Source organism: Edwardsiella piscicida, from assembly GCF_021733145.1.
Lineage (GTDB): Bacteria > Pseudomonadota > Gammaproteobacteria > Enterobacterales > Enterobacteriaceae > Edwardsiella > Edwardsiella piscicida.
On sequence record NZ_CP090968.1, the window covers coordinates 1,735,325 to 1,757,218 of the forward strand.

Below are 21,894 nucleotides of genomic sequence, written 5' to 3' on the forward strand. Positions count from 1 at the left end.
GAGCTTATGGTCACTTTTGAGACAGTTATGGAAATTAAAATCCTGCATAAGCAGGGTATGAGCAGTCGGGCGATCGCCAGGGAACTGGGTATCTCCCGTAACACCGTAAAGCGTTATCTGCGTGCGCAGTCTGAGCCGCCAAAATATACGCCGCGTCCCGCAACCGCTTCACTCCTGGATGAATACCGGGACTATATTCGGCAACGCATCGCCGATGCTCATCCTTATAAAATCCCTGCAACGGTCATCGCCCGCGAGATCACGGAGCAGGGTTATCGTGGTGGCATGACCATCCTGAGAGAGTTCATACGTTCACTTGCCATTCCTCAGGAACAGGAGCCTGTCGTGCGCTTCGAAACAGAGCCAGGACGACAGATGCAGGTTGACTGGGGCACCATGCGTAATGGCAAATCACCACTTCATGTGTTCGTTGCCGTTCTGGGGTTCAGCAGAATGCTGTATATCGAGTTCACTGACAATATGCGCTACGACACCCTGGAAGAATGCCACCGTAATGCGTTCAGCTTCTTCGGTGGCGTACCGCGTGAAGTGCTCTACGACAACATGAAAACGGTAGTGCTACAGCGCGATGCTTATCGGGCCGGGCAACACCGGTTCAACCCTTCACTGTGGCAGTTCGGCAAAGAGATGGGCTTCTCTCCACGGCTGTGCCGCCCCTTCAGAGCACAGACTAAAGGCAAGGTGGAGCGGATGGTGCAGTACACCCGCAACAGCTTCTACATCCCGCTAATGACTCGCCTGCGTCCGTTGGGGATCACCGTCGATGTTGAAACAGCCAACCGCTACGGCCTGCGCTGGTTGCACGATGTCGCTAACCAGCGCAGGCACGAAACAATACAGACCCGTCCCTGCGATCGCTGGATCGAAGAGCAGCAGTCCATGCTGGCTCTACCGACGGAGAAAAAACAGTATGACGTGCAGGTAGACGAAAGCCTGGTGACCTTCGACAGGCAGCCACTGCACCACCCGCTATCCATCTATGACACGTTCTGCAGAGGAGCCGCATGATGGTGGAACTGCAACATCAACGGCTGATGGTGCTTGCCGAACAGCTGCAACTGGACAGTCTGATCAGCGCAGCGCCAGCCCTGTCACAGCAGGCAGTGGAGCAGGAATGGAGTTACATGGACTTCCTGGAGCATCTGCTTCACGAAGAGAAACTGGCCCGACATCAGCGTAAACAGGCAATGTATACCCGGATGGCGGCCTTCCCGGCAGTGAAAACGTTCGAAGAATACGACTTTACCTTCGCCACCGGTGCGCCGCAGAAGCAGATCCAGTCGCTGCGTTCACTGAGCTTCATAGAGCGCAACGAAAACATCGTGTTGCTGGGGCCATCCGGCGTGGGGAAAACGCATCTGGCAATAGCAATGGGCTACGAAGCGGTACGGGCGGGTATCAAGGTTCGCTTCACTACGGCGGCGGATCTCTTGCTTCAGCTGTCCACGGCACAACGCCAGGGGCGCTATAAAACAACGCTTCACCGTGGCGTGATGGCACCAAAGCTGCTCATCATCGATGAAATAGGCTACCTGCCGTTCAGCCAGGAAGAAGCCAAGCTGTTCTTCCAGGTCATCGCCAAACGTTATGAAAAGAGCGCGATGATCCTGACCTCCAACCTGCCGTTCGGGCAGTGGGATCAGACGTTCGCCGGTGATGCGGCGCTAACATCCGCGATGCTGGACCGGATCTTACACCACTCACACGTTGTTCAAATAAAAGGAGAGAGTTATCGACTGAAACAGAAACGAAAGGCCGGGGTTATCGCTGAAGCTAATCCTGAGTAAAACGGTGGATCAATATTAGACCGTCGGTGGAGATGTAAGTGGATCACTTTTTACCCGTCGTTGACAGTTCCCCCCACAAGTTAAGACGTTGGATACAGCAAGTACAGCAAACACGTGACATTGCCGGGCAGGTGTTAGCGGGGACGTTGCCCGTGGATAGTTATGTGGAGCGGTTGCGCCAGGATAAGGGAGCACACATCCAGAGGATGTTGCATACCTGGGAACTGCTAAGTGGACTACCTGCGGCACAGCTCACGCCGGCAGCGAGCTACCGTGTTCACTCGGCTAGTTATAGCCTGTTCGATGGGCAAGAATATGATCCACCCAAGGTAATCTATACCCTCGAAAACGCCCAGGGTCGCGCCTTATTAAGCTCTGCCGATCGCAATGATCTGTATCGTCAAGCGCGAGCATACTTTGCTCAACAGGCGATCGCGTCCCCGTCTGCAGATGAGCGAACCTCATTCGAGATCTATAAAAATCGGGCGACGCAGGAGATTTTTATCGGCTATGGAAAAAATAAAACGCCGTTAAAAACTGGCTTTAGTTCGCTAGCGGAGGCGCGCAATTATCTGCAGAGCCAACGAGGTGAGTTGCTGGCGACGCTGCATGCCTTACGGGAGCAGAGCAAAGAGGAGCAGCGCAACACAACGAATCGGGCGCGTGTCGGTAAGCCTCGACGTCAGGGGGTGGTGACGCCAGAGCAGTTTAGAGAAACTTTCGGTTTTCGCGGTGTACAGTTTGGCAACTATGTTGAGAATACCCGTCGCCAGTCTGATTTGAATCAGGCCTACGATGCTCTGCTCGACATGGCTGAAGTACTGAACGTCCCACCAAGCGCGCTCTCGTTGAATGGACGTCTCGGTTTGGCATTCGGTGCGCGTGGTAAGGGAGGGCGTAATGCCGCCAGCGCGCACTACGAGCCGGGGCAGGTCGCGATCAATCTGACTAAAGCGCAAGGCGCAGGTTCGCTGGCTCACGAATGGTTTCATGCCTTGGACAACTACTTTGGCGAGCAAACGGCCCAAGCGGAGCCGTCGGCGAGTCCGGCTGGGGTGTATGTCACTCAGCATAGGCGCGCTCACCATCGGCATGGTGAACGCGCCGGCACCGAGTCTCCCGTGCGCCAGGAGGTGTTCGATGCGTTTACGGGGATCATACGGGCTATCAACGATAGCGGTATGCAGGAGCGTGCGGCGCGGCTAGATCGAGTACGTAGCAAACCATACTGGTCAACCGAGATAGAAATGGCGGCGCGCGCCTTCGAGCGTTATGTGCAGCAACGGGCCCAGGCTAAGCAGATTGAGAATGATTTTCTGGTCAATATTCGTAAGGCCAGCGATCACGGAGCAGCGGAAACCTATACCTATCCAACACAGCAGGAACTGGATGGCGGGATTGGCGCGGCATTCGATACGTTGTTTAGTACGCTGAAAACGCGCGAGACGGAGCGAGGGATCGCGTTTTACTCTCATGAGCAACATCCGGTTCAGCGCCCGCCTTGGCCCGCCGATTTTCCCGATGTGGTGCTGCATGCCCGGCTGGGGGATGCAACGGCGCACCCTGACTATGCGGCGGCAAAAGGCGGGGATAAAGATGCCGCCTACAGGTTGGTTGCTGACGTGCTTAATAAGGCTGCCATCGACGATATCAGAGGCATCATCGGAAACCATAGCGTTGTGTTGACCGCCGTTCATGCCGAGGAGGCGAGCGGGCGCAATAAAATTCCACAAGCGATGGCCGAGGTCTTGGGAAAAGTTCTGCACCAAGAGGTCGATAGCGGTATCGTGCAGACGGTGCGGGTGGGGCGCAGCGGACTGGATGGCTTTGGCCGCCTGGCTAATCAGCCCGGCTTCGCCGGCGAGGTGCGGCGCGATGTGCCCTATTTCATCCTGGACGATACCCTGACGCAAGGGGGCACCTTGGCCGGGCTGCGGGGGTATATCGAGACGCAGGGGGGCCAGGTGATCGGCGCCTCGGCGTTGACGGGGAAAAGGTATTCAGCAAAAATGGCGCTATCGGCCGCGACGCTGGCGCGCCTGCGCACCCATTTAGGAGGGAGCAACCTTGAAAACTGGTGGAAGCAACAATTTGGCTACGGCTTCAGCGGACTCACCGAGTCCGAAGCCCACTACCTCCTTCGCGCCGGGGACGCTGACGCCATCCGAGATCGCCTCCTTGCAGCGCGACAAACGGGAAGCCCATCAATATTACCAGAGCCTGCTGGAGACGGCAGATCTCTCCCACCTGATGTAACCCACCGCGCCGCGCAAAACGCCTCCCCCCACGGAGGCGTTTCTGTTTTAGGCGAGGGGAACCGACTGACGGAGACGGGGCACAGCCCAGAAGTCGCCAGCGGGAATAACCCGATCCCACAGATTAATGCCATCGTGCGGGGCGTCCTGCGCAAGCTGAATGCGCCATCGCTGCATGTACGGGTGGTCCAGACCCAGAAAGAGGCCGAGCCCTTAGCCGGTGAACCGCTGGAGCAATATGGCAAGGTTCACGCCTTCTACCGCCCGCAGTCGCAGGAAATCGTACTGATTGCCGATAACCTCCCGACGCCGCGCATGGTGCGGGAAAAGCTGCGCCATGAAGTGATCCACCACGCCTTAGAGCAGGTGATCACGCCCGAGGAGTACCAACGCATCATTGACCGGGTGATGGAGACCCGCGCCAGCCGAGATGCGTTTATCCAACAGATTTGGCGCCGAATCGATGCCGCCTATGGACAGGAGCCGGTCGCGGTACAGGCCGGGGAGTTTCTGGCTCACATGGCAGAAAAACAGATGCCGGGCCGCTTTAGCGCGTTATGGGATCGGGTAGTCTCGCTGATCAAAACGCTCTTCAACCGCATCGGGTTGTTGCCCACGGTCGATGCCGAGAATCGCATTTATCTACGGGATACCCTGCGCACCCTGGGGCAGCGGCTACGCCAGGGGTATCGACCAACCGGCTCCGCCACATCAGCCGATGTCCCCAACGCGAAGGCGTCTACACCGCAAGCTCCCCTCAAACCGCTGGCTGAGGAGGCCGAGAAGCCGGGTACGCCTCTCTCCTCTGAGCAAAAAACACGCTCCGCTGACGATGTGCGCAATAGTCAGGCCCGTTACTCGCGAGAGGGCACCGCCCTTGAGCAGACGATACGGCGCAAAATGGGGTTAGAGCCGGAGCGCGGCTGGGGCGATAAGGCGCACGATGTCTATCGCGATTGGACAGCGCAGAGCCCGTCGGCGCGTAAGGGATGGCTGCGTGAGCTGGGGCGGCGGCTGAATACCGCCACCTTCGACGGTCTGGCGCCGATCAAATATGCCGAGGAGAGCCAAGGCAAAGCGGAGGCGGCCAGTTCGGCCTATATTGCCGCCCGCCTGGCCGCCGGCGCCAATACGGTGATGGCAGCGACGCTGGAGCATGGCCTGCCGGTCTACAACCCGCAGAGCGGCGTCATTGAACGCAAGGCGGGCAGCGGCAAATCGGATGCGCTGCTGGGGATCTTGGATGCGCTGGGGAAACACCGCGAGGACTTCTTTATTTGGATCGCCGGGCATCGCTCCGAACGCCTGATGCAAGAGGGGCGAGAGAAGCTGTTCAGCGCCGATGAAATTCGCCATATGAAGGCGCGGGATCGCGGCAAGGAGACGCTCTTTGCCCGGCAGAAGGTGAAGTATGACGCGCTGGTTAAATCCCTGCTGGACTTACAGCAGGCCACCGGGCTCATCTCTCCAGAGCGCCGTGCCACGTGGGAGGATGCGTGGTATTTACCCTATTTCCGCCAGACGGAGGATGGGCGTGTCGTGGGCCCTTGGTCTACCCGCGGGATAGCCAACCAGCGCAGCACGGTGCGGCGCCTGAAAGGGAGCGAACAGGCGATTAACGATCCGGTCGAGAATCTGGTGAACTACGCCGCGCGCGCCATCGATGCAGCGATGAAGAATGAGGCGATGCGCCGGATGGTGGTCAATCTGGCGGATAGCGGGGTGATTGAGACGATCGAGAAGCCCAATCGCATCGATTACCAGCGTCTGGGCAAACGCCAAGGCGTTGCCAAAGTCTATCTAGAGGGGGAGGAGCAGCTGGTCGAGGTGAGCGATCCGGCATTATTCCGGGCCATCACCATGATGGATGTGGAGCGCAGTAATGCCCTGTTTATGCGGGCCGCGCGTCAGGCCAAACGCATTCTGACCATCGGCACCACCAGTATGCCGGATTTTATCATCCGTAACTTTATGCGCGACTCGCTGCATTCCTGGGCCATCAATCAGGATGGGGTACGCGCCGTCACCAGCGCCTGGGCCGGGCTGAAAAAAGCCTATCGCCAGGATGATACGCTGATCGAGATGATGTTCGCCGGCGCCACCTTTGGCGGCGGCTATGCCAATGCCTATGATCCGGCCAGTACCGCGCAGAGCATGCGGGCTATCCTGCGCCGCAAGGGCTACAGCGACAGCCAGGTGCGCCGGTTTGAATCCAGCATTCTCCGCGATGGACAGGACGCACTGCGCCGGTTAGGCAGTGTCTGGTCGCGATATCGCCACCTGAGCGAGGCGGCAGAGAATGCCAACCGCGTCGCGACGTATCAGGCGGCGTTAAAGGCGGGTAAGGGCAGCGCGCAGGCGGCCTTTGAGGCGCGCGACCTGATGGACTTCAGTATGCAGGGGGCGGCAAAGAGCATGATCGCGCTGACGGACATGCTGCCCTTCTTCAACGCCCGTATGCAGGGGGTAACCGGTGCCAGGGTGAAACTGGCAAAACGGCGCAGATGGGCTACGATTATAGAGCAAGGCACTCAATGCCTGCATAATGCCAACTTTTAGCGCACGGCTCTCCAAAAGAGCCATTCCCCTAGACCTGACACAGGAATCGTGTTAGGTCTTTTTTTATTTCAATATAATCATTGTGTTACAAGCTAACCTTGGTTGTGCGTGTAATGACTCTTTTACCGTTAATTCCCCCAATATACTGACTAAACCTCTGATAATACACAGTCTCAATAAAAGCAAATCAGCAACGTCACTATTTTGTTTGATATCTTGTTATCGCGCGCCTATACCCAGCCTATATGTGGCCTGAGAGGTTCCAGATATAAAGCGTGATACGCTATCCTTCCCCCAATAATGGGCGCTTCGCGAATATCACATCCCCCCAGTGCGCCACCGACTCTCCGCGGCTTTGCTTCACCCTGTTCAGACTGCGCGTCACGCAGCGCCAGCTTCTCCGCCGCATCGGCGTCCATGGTATAGGGCGACGCTGTGGCGGCGGTAACCGCGATGAGGCTCGGACGCGTCATATCGGGTCTGATCGCGCGGGCGCAGGGGGGCGGGCGTGCGGCGGTATAGCTTCCCAGCCAGCGCGGATGGTCGGGGAAAACAGGTTTGGCGGTGCGGATCGTCGCCGCGAGCTGATCGTCAATAGGCTGCGGTTTCAGGCGGCGCTGCCCTGAGTCCAAACCCGCGGCGTAGGTGAGGTGGGGGTCAGCTGTTCCCGCGCTCCCCGGGGAGGGGCCTGGGCGCGCGCTATCCCGCTGACGATGGCTCGTCTACTCGCACTATCTCGGTGATCTGCACGGTGCGCGCCGGCGTTAGCGTCGCTCAGCTCAGCTTGGCTCAGCTCAGCCGTCGCCGAGCGGCACGGTTATTCAGCGCCCGCGGCGTGCGTATCTCCCCTTTTTATACATCGTGAGGCTCACCCGACGGGGCCCGGTTAGCGCTCGCAGCCCGGCTTCATTTTCGTCAGATCGGCGCGGTATTTCACTGCGGTTGATGTTGCATGGTGTGTGATACGACACGGCGTCAGGAAAGGAGGCCATTGGGGGAGCGACGTCGCATCTCGTGGGAACGCGCGACTCCCCCCGCCGAAGCAGGGGATGAGGCCAAGGGTAATGTGGAAAAACAGGTATGAAAAAACAGATCGCTGGACTGGTATTGGGCGCGGTGGGGATCCTGACTGCGCAGGTGGCGCAGGCCGGGAGCAGTACGCTGTCGCTGGGCTATGCGCAGAGTAAGGTACAAAATTTTAAAAACATGCCCGGCGTGAATCTGCAGTATCGCTATGAGTGGGACTCCGCGCTGAGCGTGATGGCATCGCTGAGCGTGTTGCAAAATGATGTGGATTCGACGACCCACTGGTGGGGCGTCACCTCGCAGGATCACGTGAAGGCGCGCTATAATTCTCTGCTGATAGGGCCGGCCTGGCGGCTGAATGAGGCCGTCAGCCTGTATGCGGCGGCCGGAATGTCTCACAGCCAGATGGCGCGGGACTACGTCAGCAGCGCGGGGCAGGCGCCGATTCACTATGCCGATACGGTCAATGCCTTGGCCTATGGCGGCGGCGTACTGGTCAACCTGAGCGCGCACGTTACGGCGAACCTTGGCTATGAGGGGTCGCAAACTCGCGTGCAGGGGCAGCGTCGTCACGTGAATGGGGTTAACGTCGGTCTCGGCTACCGTTTTTAGGTCGGGCCGCAGGGCGTTCGCCGGGCGGCCGGTGTCTCACCGGCGATGTCCGCGCCGGGCGCCGTTTGAGATGCTAAGGAGAATAGAGTGAGACGCGTTTGTCGATGGTTTTCCCGCGCGCTGTTGCTGGCTTTGCCGGCGATGGCGGCCTATGCCGCGCCCCCGGAGGCGCTGCGATCGCCGCGCCCCGGCGTGCTGTGCGATCGCTACCTCTGCGCGGACAGTCAGGGAATTTCCCGAGCGCTTACGACGCAATACCTGGGGCGAGCGGCGACGCAGAGGCTCTTCGCGCAGGGCGATTTTGACCTGACCCAGTTTACCTTTGCCAACGGGATCTTCTGCGATACCCACGAGCGCCTGTGCCGAGCGGATCGTTACTACGGTCCTGACGGTAAGCACAGTGGCGCCGTGTCGGCAAAATATACGGCGCTGCTGTTTCCCCGCTGAGGTTACGCGGGGGGCTCGACAGCCGGTTATCCACCGCGGATGACGGCGTCGGGGACCTCATAGCGCTCATGACCCGCGCGGATCAGGAACAGATCGCCCTCTTGATGCCAAGTAAAAGTCATATCGCCGTCGGCCTGGCTCAGATCGGCCGTTAACGGTTTACCGTGGGTGAAAAACAGGACCCGTTGCCGATGATCTGGCAGGAGGATAGTGACGGTGGCCTCACCCGGTGCGGGTGTCGCTAAAAGGGCACTGTCCCATCGGCTGACTGCGCTGCTGTGCGCAGGGTAGTTTGCCGCTGGCCGCGGTCGCCTTTGCTGCTTGCGCTGTCGCGGCACCCGCGATCGCGATCTTCAGGGTAAAGGGGGTGCGCTGTGTTGGATTGCTTGGCAGCGCCCATCGGGTAGACCCGTACAGTGTATTGTCCTTTCGTCGGTAGAATGCCTTGGTAGCTATCGCCATCCATCGCGCCGTTAAAGAGCGCCTCACCTGTGCTACCGGGCGCCATCAGGTTGAAGTAGGTCGACGAAGCGCCGTTAAGCGTGATGCTAATATGCTGTCCGTTCGCGGCAATTAGCGTGTAATCCAGGACATTTTCGCCTTTAATGCGGCTTTTTATCGTCGCGTTGGATCCGCCTTTGGGAAATTGTACCGCATGATGGGTGATGCCACTGACATCCGCTGCGGATAGGGCATACGTCGGCGCGAAGGCGCTGCAACCCAACAGACAACGTGCAAAAAGCGCGTGATGTTTGATGATCGGCCTCGGGATAGCGTGGAGGAGCGGCATAGCTAATGATAGTGTGGCGTCGATAAAAGTGATCTTACGCAAATTTTATTTCCTCATATCGATGCCAGATTCGTATGGGGCAGCCGGGCGCGCTCGCGTCCGGCCGATGAGGCGCTAGATACGTTGGCAGCGTACGATGTGCGGCGCGCCGTTCTGGCTGTGACGCGGCTGCAGCAGCGAAGGTGTGGCTGGCTCCGCGCCGTGGTGGCACCCACCGCCGCAGCCGTGCGCGCCGTCGTGCGCCTTGCGCGGCGGACGGGCCTGCGCCGGATCGGTGAGCGCCGGCAGCGGGCAGCGATCCTGGCAGTAGGCGCTTTGGAGATCGCCCCCCTTGGTCAGACGGATCTCCAGCCCCATCGCCAGCAGACGCTGCGCCATGTGCTGGCCGACGTTGCGTACCACTAGACGCTGTACCTGATGCTGACGCAGCAGGGCCAGCAGCTGTTTTTTCCCGGCGCAGTGCTCGGCGGCGGCGGGATTATCATAGCGGGCGATTTCGCAGCCCCGTTGGTCAAAGATCGCCACCTGAGGCGCTCGGGCCAGGTGGCCCGCGATACGGTTACCGTGCATGGGAATAGCCGTTAGCATCGTTTTCTCCTTACAGCTCATCAATCATCAGTGCCTTGCCATTACTGAGACAGTCCAGCAGCTTAAAGCGCGCCCGCTTGAGAATATTGGCCAGCGTCTGGCGAGAGACGCCCATCTCTGCGGCGGCCTGCTGCTGCTGTAACCCCTCGCGATCGACCAGCCGCAGGGCTTCAAACTCATCGCGCGCCAGCGTGACCTGTTCCAACTGCTGCAGCGGCATACCGTTGGGTTTAAAACAGCGGTGCTGTGGATGACTGCAGATCCGGCGCGGGATTTTGGGTCTGGGCATAGGTTCTCCTAAATGGCATATGCAATATATACACCCTGTAATTGGCATATGCAATATTCATTTTGAGGCGGATGGACAGATGTCGCCCGCGGGCTCGGCGTTCAGCTGACAGATAAACGCGATCAGTGAGGCGGTTTCCAGCTTACGGCTGATATTGGCGCGGTGTACCTCCACCGTGCGCAGCGAGACGTGCATGCGGTCGGCGACGGCCTGATTTTTTAACCCCTGACACAGCAGATCGAAGGTCTGCCGCTCCCGCTGCGTCAGACGCGCCAGGCGTTGTCGAATCAGAGCTGCGCGCGAGCGCTGAAGGGAGACGCGCTGGGCGGCGCTGATGGCGTGCAGCAGGCTATCGCTCTCCACCGGCTTCTCCAGAAAATGGCAGGCGCCGTGGCGCAGGGCCTCGACCGCCTGGGGGACATCGCCGTGGCCGGTCAGGAAGATAACGCCGAGCACGCTCTCTCGTTCGCGCAGGGCCTGATGCACCTGCATGCCGGACAGTCCCGGCATGCGCAGATCCAGGATCGCGCAGCCGGGCAGGGTCAGATCGGCGCCCGTCAGGAACGCGTTGCCGTCGGCGTAGGCGGCGACCGCCATGCCGTATCCTTCGAGAATGAATCCCAGCGAATCGCGCACCGATGCGTCATCGTCGACGATATAGACCGTAGCGGGTGTGTTCATGGCGTCTCCTCCGCCGGATAGGGAAGGGTCAAGGTGACCCGACAGCCGCCCTGCGGGCGGTTCTCCAGCGTCAGGGTGCCGCCGAGCGTCTCGGTGACCTGCTGGCAAATGGAGAGCCCCAGGCCGAGGCCATCGGGCTTGGTGGTAAAAAAGGCCTGCTGGACGCGGTGACTCTCGCCGGGAAGACCTGGGCCGTTGTCGTCGATAGTGAGCCGGTAGGCCTGCGGAAGATAGCGCTGATCGAGCGTGATGCGGCGCGGCGGCGTCTGGGTGGATAGCGCCTCAATGGCATTTTTCAGCAGGTTAAGCAGCAGCTGCTGCAGTCCAACGGCGTCGTAGCGCCCGCGGATCGGCGTTCCGCTGAGCTGTCGCTCTAGCGTGATAGCGTGGCGGCGCCGCTCGCTGGTCAGCAGGGTCAGGGTATCGTCCATGACGTCATGGGGGGCTAGGATCTGGCTGGGCTCAGGCGTGCGGCGGATCAGGCTGCGCAGGCGCTTGACGATGGCGTCGGCCCGGCTGACCTGCTGGCGGATGTGTCCCAGCGCGGGGATCAGCGTATCGACGGGGGCCTGCCGCTCCGCCCGCAGCAGGCAGCCGTCGGCATAGTTTTTGATCGCCTCCAGCGGCTGGTTGAGCTCATGGGCCAAACTGGTGCCCAGCTCTCCGACGATGGCGACGCGCTGAGCGTGCTCTAACGCCAGGCGCTTACGGTTGAGATCCGCCTCGGCGTCCAGCAGGCGCCGCTGGGTACGCTGGAAGCGCCACTCTAGCCACAGGTGGTACAGGGTCAGCAGCAGCAGCACCCCCAGCGCGCCCCACAGCCAGGCCTGGTTCTCCTGTAGCCAGCGCAGAGCGCGCAGGGTAAGGCCGGGGGGATGGGTCTCCTCCAGGCGCCGGTAAAACTGTTCGACGCTGTAAGCGCTCTCCGGCGCACTCCAGCCCCGCGATCCGGCGGCCTGGGCCGCCGGGTGATGTTCCGGCAGGGCCAACAGCGCCCCGGCGACCTGTTTGGCCAGCGCGGGGCTGGCCTGCGCGGTGCGGGCAAATGACCAATTGGGGTACAGCAGGGTGCTGCTCTGGCAGCGAAAGTCGGGCGGGGCGATATTATCGATGACCCGAAAGGCGCCGGGGGCGATCAGTCCTTCGGCCACCATGGTTTCCAGCTGGCAGACCGGCACGATCACGGCGTCGGTTTCACCATCGCGCAGGCGGTAGATCAGCGCATCCAGCGGAAAGCCGGCAAAGCGAGTTTGGGCGAAGAAGTGGCGGTAGTCATAGCCTTCGCGCGCCAGGCGGTAGAGCAGTGTCTGGTAGCCGCCAAAGGCCTGGGGCGAGACGGCGCTGATATTTTTGCCGCGCAGATCGGCCAGGTGGCGCAGGCGGCTGTCGCTGCGCACGATCAGCGCAGATCCGATGACGTTGGTATTGCCGTGGCGCTGCGGGCTTTTCAGGGTCGCCAGCCAGGAGAGCGGGTAGTGCCGCCCCAGCGTGACCGCCTGTCCAGGATTGGTAATCACGAAATCCAGCCGCTGCTGACGCACGGCGCTGTCCAGCGCGCTGATGTCATAGGGCTGCAGGTGGAAGCGATAGGCGGGCAGTCGCTGACTGAGCCAGTCGGCCAGCGGCTGCCACTGACGCTCGGCCATCTGGGTTCCGCGGGTGGCCAGCACGCCAATGGTCACCGTCTGCGGCGGCGTGGGTGCCGCCCGGGCGGGGAGCAGCAAAAGCAGGGCCAGCCATGGGCTGCCGTAGCGCATCAGCGGGGTCATCGGGTATTCAGGCTCAGAAATTCAGTCGATGGTTAATTTTGATATAGGTCAGCAATCAAACGCTATTGTGGTTTTCCACAATAGGAAGGTCTTTTCCCTGCCGCCCATAATAAATCACGCCAATCAATAAGCGAGCGAAGATATGTGGAACTGTGACATTACGGGGCAGATGCGCTGCGCGGGGAGAGTGTGATGCAGGATGACAAACAACAACAGCGGCGGCGCCTGCTGTTAGGGATCGGCAGCGTCAGCGCCGGTCTGGCGCTGCTGCCGTGGGGGGAGGCGCTGGCGGCGCAGTCGCTGGCGGAGACGGCGTCGCGACAGGGGATGCGCGGTAAGCGTTGGGCGATGATTATCGACCTGCGTAAGTGCGTCGGCTGCCAGGCCTGCACGGTTGCCTGCTGCATGGAGAACCTGCCGCCCATCGGCCAGTTTCGCACCACGGTAAAGCAGTATGAGGTCAGCGGCGCCGCGGCAAACGGCGTCAGCCAGATGTTCATGCTGCCGCGCCTGTGTAATCACTGTGAAAATCCGCCCTGCGTCGCGGTCTGCCCGGTGCAGGCGACCTATCAGCGCGACGATGGCATCGTGATGGTGGATAACCGGCGCTGCGTCGGCTGCGCCTACTGTATTCAGGCCTGCCCGTACGATGCCCGTTTTATCAATCAGCAGACGCTGACCGCCGATAAATGCACCTTCTGCGCCCACCGTCTGGAGGCGGGGTTGTTGCCCGCCTGCGTCGAGTCCTGCGTCGGCGGGGCGCGCATCATCGGCGATATGCACGATCCCGACAGCACCCTGAGCCGCCTGCTGGCGCAGCATCGGGCGTCGGTTTATGTACTGAAGCCGGAGCAGCATACGGCGCCGCGGGTGTTCTACCTGGGGCTCGACGCCGCGTTTGTCAGCCAGGTCAGCGGGCAGGCGGCGCTGTACGGTGATGAGGAGATAGGCGAATGATCAGCGAGATCCTGGTAGCGCCGCAGCCGGTTGCCTGGCTGCCGTGGGCGGTGCAGTACTTTTTTTATATCGGCAGTGCCTATGGCGCGGCGCTGTTGCTGTGGCTGGCGCTGCGGCGTCGCGATAGTTACAGTGTCACATTTATTCGCGCGATGGCGCTGGTGCTGCTGATCTCCTGCGTGGTCGGGCCGCTGGCGCTGACGGCCGATCTGCATCAGCCCGGTCGTGCCTGGCACTTTTTTGCCTATCTAACGCCCGGCTCATGGATGTCGCGCGGCGCGCTGCTGCTGCCGCTGTTCTCCCTGCTGGGCGTCGTCACCGGGTGGCTCTGCCTGCGTCCCGCGCTGCAGGAGGCGGCGCGGACGCGCTGGAGCCCCCTGCTGATCCTGTTAGCCGCGGGGCGCTGGTCTGCGGCGCCGGCGCTGGTGCGCCTCTGCGCCCTGTTGACCTTGCTGTCCGGCGCCAGCATCGCCCTGTATACCGGCAGCGAGGTCGGGATAGTGGCGGCGCGTCCGCTGTGGCACCAGTGGGTGCTGCCGTGGCTGTGGCTGTGCAGCGCGCCGTTGGCCAGCGTGGGGCTGTGGGCGCTGGTGCGCGGCCTGCTGGATCAGCCGGTCACGGCGACCGATCGGCGTCTGCTGCGCGCGGTGATCTGCAGCGCCGCGCTGGCGAGCCTGCTGTTGCTGGCCTGCTGGCTATTCTGGCCCACGGGGCGGGTCGGGGCGGAGGGGCTTTCGTTTATGCGTGCACAGGCGTGGCCCGCCGCGCTGTTGCTGCTGCTGACGCTCGCGGCGTCGCGGTGGCTGGCGCAGCGGCGCTGGCCGGTCGCCCTGTTGGCCATCGGCGCGGCGGCCTCGCTGCGCTGGCTGACCCTGATCGACGTACAGCGGGTCCCCCGCTATGACGCGGGGATTTACCCTTACACGCTGGCGATCGGCAGCGAGGGGTGGCTGGGGATCCTGGCCATAGCGGGACTGTGGGTTTGCCTGGCGGCGATCCTGACTGAACTGATTGAGGCGCGCGCTGACGCGGTGGAGCAACAAAATGGATAAACGCAGACGTCATTTACTGAAGCTGGGGCTGGCCGCGGGCGGCGGCGCCGTGTTCGCCGCCGGCTATGCCACGACGGTGCGCCGTGCGGCGCGCGAGGTGACGCAGGGCAGCGCCGGTGAGCCGACGCGTAGCGCCCAGTTTGGCAACGCGCTGCAGCCGGAGCTGCGTATCGACGGCGGAGGGCGGCTGGCGGTCAACCCGCAGCAGCGCCTGGCCAATGGGATGTGCTTTGGCTGCTGGACCCTGTGTGGGGTGCGCCTGCGTATCGATAATAACAGCGAACGGATCCTGCGCATCGGCGGGAATCCCTACCATCCGCTCTCTCAGCAGCAGCAGATCCCCTACGCCACGCCGCTGGCGCAGGCCTGGCGCTCTCTGGCGGGCGAGGCGGGGCTGATGGGGCGTTCGACCGCCTGCGCCCGCGGCAATGGGATGCTGGAGATCCGTGAAAGCCCGTACCGTATCACCCAGCCGATGAAGCGGGTGGGGAAACGCGGCGAGGGGCGCTGGCAAACCATCAGCTATGAGCAGCTGCTGCAGGAGATCTGCGACGGCGGCGATCTGTTCGGCGAGGGGCCGGTGGAGGGGCTGCGTTCGCTGCGAGACCTGACCACGCCGCTGGATGCGGCGCACCCGGAGTTTGGGCCGCGGGCCAACCAGCTGCTGGTGACCAACGCCAGCGATGAAGGGCGCGATCACATCATTAAACGCTTTGCCTTGAACAGCTTCGGCACCCGCAACTTTGGCCATCACGGTTCGTACTGCGGCTATTCGTTTCGCGCCGGCTCCGGCGCATTGATGCACGATTTGGATAAGAACGCGCACATGAAGCCGGATCTGGAGGCGGTGGAGTTTGTGCTGTATATCGGCACCTCACCGGCGCAGTCGGGAAACCCCTTTAAGCGCCAGGCGCGCCAGCTGGCCGCCGCGCGAACCCAGACGGGATTTAGCTACGTGGTGGTAGCGCCGTCGCAGCCGGTGAGCACCAGCCTGGCGGCCGGGGATAATAACCGCTGGCTGCCGATCCGCCCCGGCACCGATGCGGCGCTGGCGCTGGCGATGATCCGCTGGATCCTGGCGCAGCAGCGTTACAACGCCGCTTACCTCAGCCAGCCGGGCGAGGCGGCCATGATGCAGGCCGGCCAGGCCCACTGGTGTAATGCGACGCATCTAGTGATTTGTCAGCCCGGGCACCCGCGCGAGGGGCAGTTTTTGCGCCGTTCGGATCTGCCGGGGGGCGTTTCGGAGACGCAGGACCCTCCGGCGCTGGTGCTGGCTGCGGCGGACGGCGCGCTGGTCAGCGCTGAGATCGCGGCGCCGGCCCAGCTGTGGGTGGATACCGAGCTTAGCGGCGCTCAGGGTCCTCTGCGGGTAAAAAGCGCGTTGAGCTGCCTGCGCGACGAGGCGCAAAAGCTGACGCTGGCGCAGTACAGCGACATCTGTGGGGTGCCCGAGGCGGATATCGTTGCGCTGGCGCGGGAGTTTACCGCCCACGGGACGCGCGCGGCGGTGGATACCCACGGCGGAACCATGCATGCCAACGGCTTCTATACCGCCTATGCCATCCTGATGCTGAATGTGCTGATCGGGAATATTAATCTGAAGGGGGGGATGATGGCCAAGCCGCCGGCCTATCCCGCCTTTGGTCGCGGGCCGTGCTATGACTTCGAGCGCTTTCCGGGCAAGGTCAAGCCCGGCGGTCTGATGCTGTCGCGCAGCAAGGCGCACTATGAGCAGAGCAGCGAGTACCGTGAGAAGGTCGCCGCGGGCGTCTCGCCCTATCCCTCGCGGGCGCCGTGGTATCCGCTGTCGGCGCCCCTGCTGACCGAGCAGCTGTGCGCCGCGCTGGACGGCTATCCCTACCGCCTGAAGGCGTGGATCAGCCACATCGCAAACCCGCTGTACGGGGTGCCGGGGCTGCGCGCCCTGCTGGAGGATCGCCTACGCTCCCCGGCGCAGCTGCCGCTGATCGTGGCGGTCGATGCCTTTATCAACGAGACCTCGGCGCTGGCCGACTATCTGGTGCCGGATACGGTCACCTATGAGAGCTGGGGGATCGCCGGGATCTGGCAAGGGGTGCCGACGCGGGCGGCGACGGTGCGCTGGCCGGCGGTGACGCCGCTGAGCGCGCGGACGGCGGACGGTCGTCCGATCAGCCTGGAGAATTTCCTGATCGACCTGGCCAAGCGGCTGGCGCTGCCCGGCTTTGGCGCCCGGGCGCAGCAGAATGCGCAGGGGGAGTGGCTGGCGATCGACAGCGGAGAGCAGTACTACCTGCGCGCCACGGCCAACCTGGCGCAGCTGGATACGCCGGTGGCGCCGGCGACGGCGCAGGACGTGGCGCTGAGCGGGGTCGATCGCCTGCTGCCGCTGCTGCAGGCGACGCTGCCGGCGGCTGAGGTGGGGCCGGTGGCCAGCGTACTGGCGCGCGGCGGTCGTTTTGAGGACGCGGCGTTGCGCTATCAGGGAGAGATGATGGCCCACCGCTACCGTCGCCCGTTTGCCGTGTGGAATGCGCAGGTGGCGGCGGCGCGCAACAGCATGACCGGCGAGCGCTACTGCGGCTGTCCAACCTGGATGGCGCCGCGTCTGGCGGACGGTACGCCGCTGCGCGAGCGCTGGCCGCAGGAGGCGTGGCCCTTTGAGCTGACCAGCTACAAGTCCAATATTCACAGCGCCGTGTCTGCGCTGTCGCCGCGCCTGTGCGCCGTGAAGCGCGATAATCCGATCTACCTGCACCCAACGGACGCCGAGCGGCTGGGGATCGGCAACGGCGATGCCGTCGAGGTGACGACGCCGGGCGGCGCCCTGCGGGCGCAGGCGATGATCTTGGACAGCGTGATGCCCGGGGTGATCGCCGTTGAGCACGGCTATGGCCACTGGGAGCTGGGCGCCCGGTCGCATATCATCGACGGACGGGCGCAGCCCGCGCCGCCGGTGACGCTGGCGGGCGTCAGCCTGAACCAGCTGGGGCTGGTTGACCCGACCCGTCAGAGCCCGGGGCTGCTGCTGGACTGGGTGGTCGGCTCGGCCGCCCGCCAGGGGCTGCCCGCCCGCATTCGGCGGCTGGCGAGCTAAGGCGGCCGGGGCGCCTCAGCGCAGGGGAATGGCGGTTCCCCAGCGCTGCCAATCATCGGGGGGATTCTCGTGCAGTAAAAAGTGGGTTCCCGTCGGCGCCGCCGGCGCTAGCGGCGTTGAGGGCGGCGTAGCGAAGGCGATGCCGCCGCGGATAAACTGCTGGAACGTGCCGGTCTTGACCACGCCGCCGGTCAGGCCGAACGCCAGATTATAGCCAGAGGCCTGCCAGAAGACGCTATTGGTGCGCACCAGACGTTGATAGGCGCGGCCAATGCGCAGCGCCACCTGCACCCGATCGCCCAGGCTGCCCAGGGTTAGGCCGGTGACGGTTCCCACCTCCATACCGCGGTACAGCACCGGCGTGCCGATCTGCAGCGAGCCGGCGTCCTGGGTATCGACCGCGATACTGATCCCGTCCAGATAGCGCGCATCGCTCAGCGTCGCATCCTGCAGCTCAAAACGTCGGGTCGCGTTGCCGCTGCCCGGCTCCAGGTTGATGAACGGCTGCAGCAGCGCCTCCAGGTTATTCACGCCGGCGGCGGAAATATGCGGCGTCACCAGCGAAAAGCGAGTTCCCGCTCGGGCAAAGGCATCGACATACTCCGGGTAGAGCACCGCCTGCGCCAATACCTGCCGGCGATCGGCGCTGAGGCTGAGCGAGGCCAGCTGACCGATGTCGATCCCCAGGTAGCGGATCGGCATGCCCGGCGAGAGGCGGGTGCCGTCATAGGTTGAGAGAACGATCTGGCCGCCGACGGCGCGGGCGGCGGTTTCATTCGGGTAGAGGGGGCGTCGGTCGCCCGCGGGGGGCGTTACGCCGCTGAGGTTATCGAGGCTGATGGCGCCTTTCAGGGCGCGTTCAAGGGGGGCGGCCTCCACCGTCAGACCGCCGCCGTTGAGCTGCACCCGTGCGCCGCCCTCGGCCCAGAATACGCTCTGTCCCCCCACCAGATGGCGATAGGCGGGCTGGATATACAGGGCGATATCGAAGCCGTCGCGCCGCGGGGCGATGGCGGCGATTTCGCCGATGCGAAATTTACGGTACAGCACCGGCGAGCCGGGCTGGATATCCGGCAGGGCGGCGGCGCGCAGGGTCAGGGTCGTCGGAGGCTGTTCGCCGCGGATATCATCGCGGGCGGCGGCGGCGTCGCGGAACAGCGGATAGTGGCTCAGGGCCTTGCCGCGCTGGCCGGGCAGGATCGCAATCCCTCCCTCTAGCCACTCCTGCGGGGCGGCGCCGGTCACCGCCAGGCCATTGACGCCCAGCTGTAGGCCGAGGCGGCTGTTGACCACAAAGCGGCTGTCGGCGTGGATAGCGTGCCGGTACGGCGGCGCGATGACGACCTCAAACTGTACGTCGTCGTCGCGCAGTTCGCGCCCGGTGACCTGCCCAACGCGGATCCCCTTGAGGCGCAGCGGCTGGCCGACGTCGATACCGTAGCCCTGGGGGGCGCTCAGGGTCAGGCGCAGCGCCCCCGGCTCCTGCAGCAGCGCCTCGGCGGCGGGGAGTACGGTAAAGTGGCGCAGCGGCTCGCCGTCGCCGGGGTGAAGTTCGAGGACGCTGCCGTTGAACAGCTGGCTTAGGTTAAGCCGGCTGAGCGTGAGGCCGGGCGCGCTGAGGCTGATGCGGCTCTGGCTGCGCAGCAGGTCGCTGACGCTGGGATCGACGGCCAGGGTGCCGCTGACCCGCCCCTCGTCGTTGAGCTCCAGCGCGGTGAGCAGGCCGACCTGCACGCCCTGATACAGCAGCGGCGTGCGGTTGGCCTGCAGTCCCTCGCCGCCGGGCAGCGCCAGCGTGACGCTGACGCCGCGCTGGCTGCTGGCCAGGCTAGGGTAGAGGGTGAAGCTGGCGCCGGGGCGTACCGGGGCGGACGCCGGCGGGGAGTCGAATGCGATGGCGCCGTTGACCAGCGCGGCGAGGCCCTCTACCTGCAGCGAGATGCCGGACAGGCTGACGTCGCCGCGGATCCCCGAGACATTCCAAAAGCGGCTTTCCGCCTTGACCAGCGGGGCAAAGCGCCGCTCGATCAGCACATCGATACGCACCCCCTGTTGCCCGTCGTCGATGGCATAGTTATAGACGCTGCCGACCGGTATCTTGCGGTAATAGACCGGTGAGCCGTTGCTGAGCGCCCCTAAGTCCGGCGCGCGGAGGTGCAGCAGCAGCTCATCGGTCCCCGGATGGAGGCTGGGCTGCTCCTCGCGGGCGATAAAGCGCTGGCGCGGCGCGCCGTCGCCCGGCTGCATGGCGATGTAGTTGCCGCCGACCAGCGCGTCCAGCCCGGAGACCCCCGCCAGAGAGGCCTTGGGCGTGACCAGCCAGAACTGTGTTCCCTGGCGCAGGGCGCTGCTCATGCTGCGCTGGATGTTCACGGAGACCTCGATGCTCTTCAAATCCGGGGTGACGCTGACCTTGCTAACCGTGCCCACCTCGACCCCTTGAAAGCGCACCGGCGTGCGTCCGGCCACCAGGCCAGGCGCGGATTGAAAGGTGATCACCACCGTTTCACCGCGCCCCTGCAGGGTGGTATAGCCCATCCAGCCGGCGGTCAGCAGCGCGACCAGCGGCAGCAGCCAGAAGGGCGACAGGCGACGTTTATGCCTGACGATCGCGTTATTGGGCGTATTTTGTGTCGTTGGCGTCGGTTGTGGCATGTGCATCCCATATCAGTCGACTGTCCAGCCATTCCACGGCCAGCAGCGTCAGAAATACCGCGGCGCCGAAATAAAAGGCCGCCGCGCCCATGGTAAACGAGAACAGCTGGTCGCGATCGATTAGCGACATCATCAGCGCAATGACAAACAGGTCCAGCATCGACCAGCGACCGATCCAGGTGACCAGCCGCAGCATGCGCATGCGCCGCACCAGGTCGCCCCCGCGGCGCAGGTGTATGCCCAGCAGCAGGAACAGCATGACCGCCACCTTGATAAAGGGCACCAGGATGCTGGCGATAAAGACGATCGCGGCGATCGGCAGATTCCCCCCGTTGGCCAAGGCGAGCGTTCCCGAGAGCAGGGTGTCCTCGATGCGCACGCCGTTGACGTACAGGATCGAGATGGGCTGCAGGTTGGCCGGCAGCAGGATGATCACGGCGGCGATCAGGGTGGCCCAGGTTTTTTGCAGGCTGTAGGGCTGACGGCGGTGCAGCGGTAGGCGGCAGCGTCGGCAGTGTCCGTGGGCGTCCGGCGGGGCCGTATGGCGACAGGCGTGGCATAGCAGCAGCGCGCTGTCCGGCGCCGTTTGGGGCGGCTGCGGGTACAGGCGGCGCCACAGCTGTTCGAGGTTCAGATGGATCAGCAGCAGCAGGGTCAGCAGGGTGGCGACGATATAGGCCAGCAGCGCGGGACCGGGATCGACGGCGGCATATTCGCGGACCTTAATGGCGGCGACGGCCAGCGCGATCAGGTAGATATCCAGCATGATCCACGGGCGCAGCAGGGTGAGCAGCAGCAGCAGCGGGCGCAGGTTCAGGCGCAGTCGCTGGCCGAGGTACAGCGCCAGCAGCAGCGAGGGCAGCAGCAGCGGCGCTACGATGGCGCAGAAGGCGACCATGCCAGCGGTGAGGATCTCGCCCTGCATGGCCATCTGTCCGATGCCCTGCCAGACGCTGGCCTGCACCGTGACGCCCAGCAGATGGATCTGTAGCAGCGGCTGAAACAGGGCCAGCGGCAAGAGTACCAGCAGGGTGAGCGATAGCGCCGCGAGGCGGGGCAGCGGCCAGTCTCGGCCATCATACAGGCGGGCGTCGCAGCGCGGACAAAAGGCGGACTGGCGTGCGTCGATGGTCGGGAGACGGCACAGCGCATCGCACTCCGGGCAGCGCAGACGATGCGTCGGGACGCCGACTCGGCGAGTCATGCCATTAATACCGGAAATGGGTGGCGTTGCCGGATTAGCGGATAGCGCATCTATCGTCCCATGGTTGGCGGAGAAGCTGTGTACAACAGTGGTGCAAATATACATGGCGTCAGCGGATAAGAC

At 63.3% G+C, this 21,894-nt stretch carries 15 protein-coding genes; 8 read left to right on the forward strand and 7 right to left on the reverse strand.

Annotation, left to right across the window (positions count from 1 at the left end; genetic code table 11):
* The first annotated feature begins 6 nt into the window (after window positions 1-6).
* The 5 genes from istA to L1P05_RS08025 all read left to right on the forward strand — a co-directional run bounded on the left by istA (window position 7) and on the right by L1P05_RS08025 (window position 8,707).
* Window positions 7-1,029, forward strand: a complete 1,023-nt coding sequence (istA, locus tag L1P05_RS08005; RefSeq protein ID WP_012846921.1) for an IS21 family transposase — start codon at window positions 7-9, stop codon at window positions 1,027-1,029.
* Window positions 1,026-1,808 carry an IS21-like element ISSen3 family helper ATPase IstB gene (gene istB, locus L1P05_RS08010; protein ID WP_012846920.1) on the forward strand — a complete coding sequence of 261 codons (783 nt, stop codon included), beginning with the start codon at window positions 1,026-1,028 and terminating at the stop codon, window positions 1,806-1,808. Before istA ends, istB begins: the two co-directional genes overlap by 4 nt.
* A gap of 206 nt (window positions 1,809-2,014) precedes the next feature.
* On the forward strand, window positions 2,015-6,622 hold the full coding sequence (locus L1P05_RS08015) for an LPD5 domain-containing protein (RefSeq protein WP_012848481.1): 4,608 nt from the start codon (window positions 2,015-2,017) through the stop codon (window positions 6,620-6,622).
* Window positions 6,623-7,702: 1,080 nt separating this feature from the next.
* Entirely contained in the window at window positions 7,703-8,260 is a 558-nt protein-coding gene (locus tag L1P05_RS08020) for an Ail/Lom family outer membrane beta-barrel protein (protein WP_012848483.1), read from the forward strand.
* Between the two features lie 87 nt (window positions 8,261-8,347).
* On the forward strand, window positions 8,348-8,707 hold the full coding sequence (locus tag L1P05_RS08025) for a YcgJ family protein (RefSeq protein ID WP_012848484.1): 360 nt from the start codon (window positions 8,348-8,350) through the stop codon (window positions 8,705-8,707).
* 241 nt (window positions 8,708-8,948) lie between these two features.
* Here L1P05_RS08025 and L1P05_RS08030 read toward each other — a convergent pair whose 3' ends face one another.
* The 5 genes from L1P05_RS08030 to L1P05_RS08050 form a co-directional block, all read right to left on the reverse strand.
* Entirely contained in the window at window positions 8,949-9,539 is a 591-nt protein-coding gene (locus L1P05_RS08030; protein WP_071818517.1) for a hypothetical protein, read from the reverse strand.
* 72 nt (window positions 9,540-9,611) lie between these two features.
* On the reverse strand, window positions 9,612-10,085 hold the full coding sequence (locus L1P05_RS08035; protein WP_012848486.1) for a NifB/NifX family molybdenum-iron cluster-binding protein: 474 nt from the start codon (window positions 10,083-10,085) through the stop codon (window positions 9,612-9,614).
* Between the two features lie 10 nt (window positions 10,086-10,095).
* On the reverse strand, window positions 10,096-10,374 hold the full coding sequence (locus L1P05_RS08040; protein ID WP_015461422.1) for a DUF134 domain-containing protein: 279 nt from the start codon (window positions 10,372-10,374) through the stop codon (window positions 10,096-10,098).
* 57 nt (window positions 10,375-10,431) lie between these two features.
* Window positions 10,432-11,055, reverse strand: a complete 624-nt coding sequence (locus tag L1P05_RS08045) for a response regulator transcription factor (protein ID WP_012848489.1) — start codon at window positions 11,053-11,055, stop codon at window positions 10,432-10,434.
* Window positions 11,052-12,824 carry a sensor histidine kinase gene (locus L1P05_RS08050; RefSeq protein WP_012848490.1) on the reverse strand — a complete coding sequence of 591 codons (1,773 nt, stop codon included), beginning with the start codon at window positions 12,822-12,824 and terminating at the stop codon, window positions 11,052-11,054. The genes L1P05_RS08045 and L1P05_RS08050 overlap by 4 nt, the downstream gene beginning before the upstream one ends.
* Window positions 12,825-13,016: 192 nt before the next feature.
* Here L1P05_RS08050 and dsrO point away from each other — a divergent pair, with 192 nt between their 5' ends.
* Genes dsrO through L1P05_RS08065 form a run of 3 tightly spaced genes read left to right on the forward strand, consistent with a single transcriptional unit; the run spans window position 13,017 to window position 17,912 of the window.
* A complete protein-coding gene (gene dsrO, locus L1P05_RS08055) occupies window positions 13,017-13,781 on the forward strand; it encodes a sulfate reduction electron transfer complex DsrMKJOP subunit DsrO (protein ID WP_012848491.1) in 765 nt (254 codons plus the stop codon).
* On the forward strand, window positions 13,778-14,833 hold the full coding sequence (nrfD, locus tag L1P05_RS08060) for an NrfD/PsrC family molybdoenzyme membrane anchor subunit (RefSeq protein ID WP_012848492.1): 1,056 nt from the start codon (window positions 13,778-13,780) through the stop codon (window positions 14,831-14,833). The genes dsrO and nrfD overlap by 4 nt, the downstream gene beginning before the upstream one ends.
* The gene (locus L1P05_RS08065) at window positions 14,826-17,912 is read left to right on the forward strand and encodes a tetrathionate reductase subunit A (protein WP_012848493.1); all 3,087 of its coding nucleotides are present in this window, start codon (window positions 14,826-14,828) and stop codon (window positions 17,910-17,912) included. Before nrfD ends, L1P05_RS08065 begins: the two co-directional genes overlap by 8 nt.
* A 15-nt stretch (window positions 17,913-17,927) precedes the next feature.
* Here the strand turns inward: L1P05_RS08065 and L1P05_RS08070 are convergent, their stop codons facing one another.
* A complete protein-coding gene (locus L1P05_RS08070; RefSeq protein WP_012848494.1) occupies window positions 17,928-20,567 on the reverse strand; it encodes a PqiB family protein in 2,640 nt (879 codons plus the stop codon).
* Window positions 20,527-21,771, reverse strand: a complete 1,245-nt coding sequence (gene yebS, locus L1P05_RS08075) for a membrane integrity lipid transport subunit YebS (protein WP_012848495.1) — start codon at window positions 21,769-21,771, stop codon at window positions 20,527-20,529. Before yebS ends, L1P05_RS08070 begins: the two co-directional genes overlap by 41 nt.
* Between the last annotated feature and the right edge of the window lie 123 nt (window positions 21,772-21,894).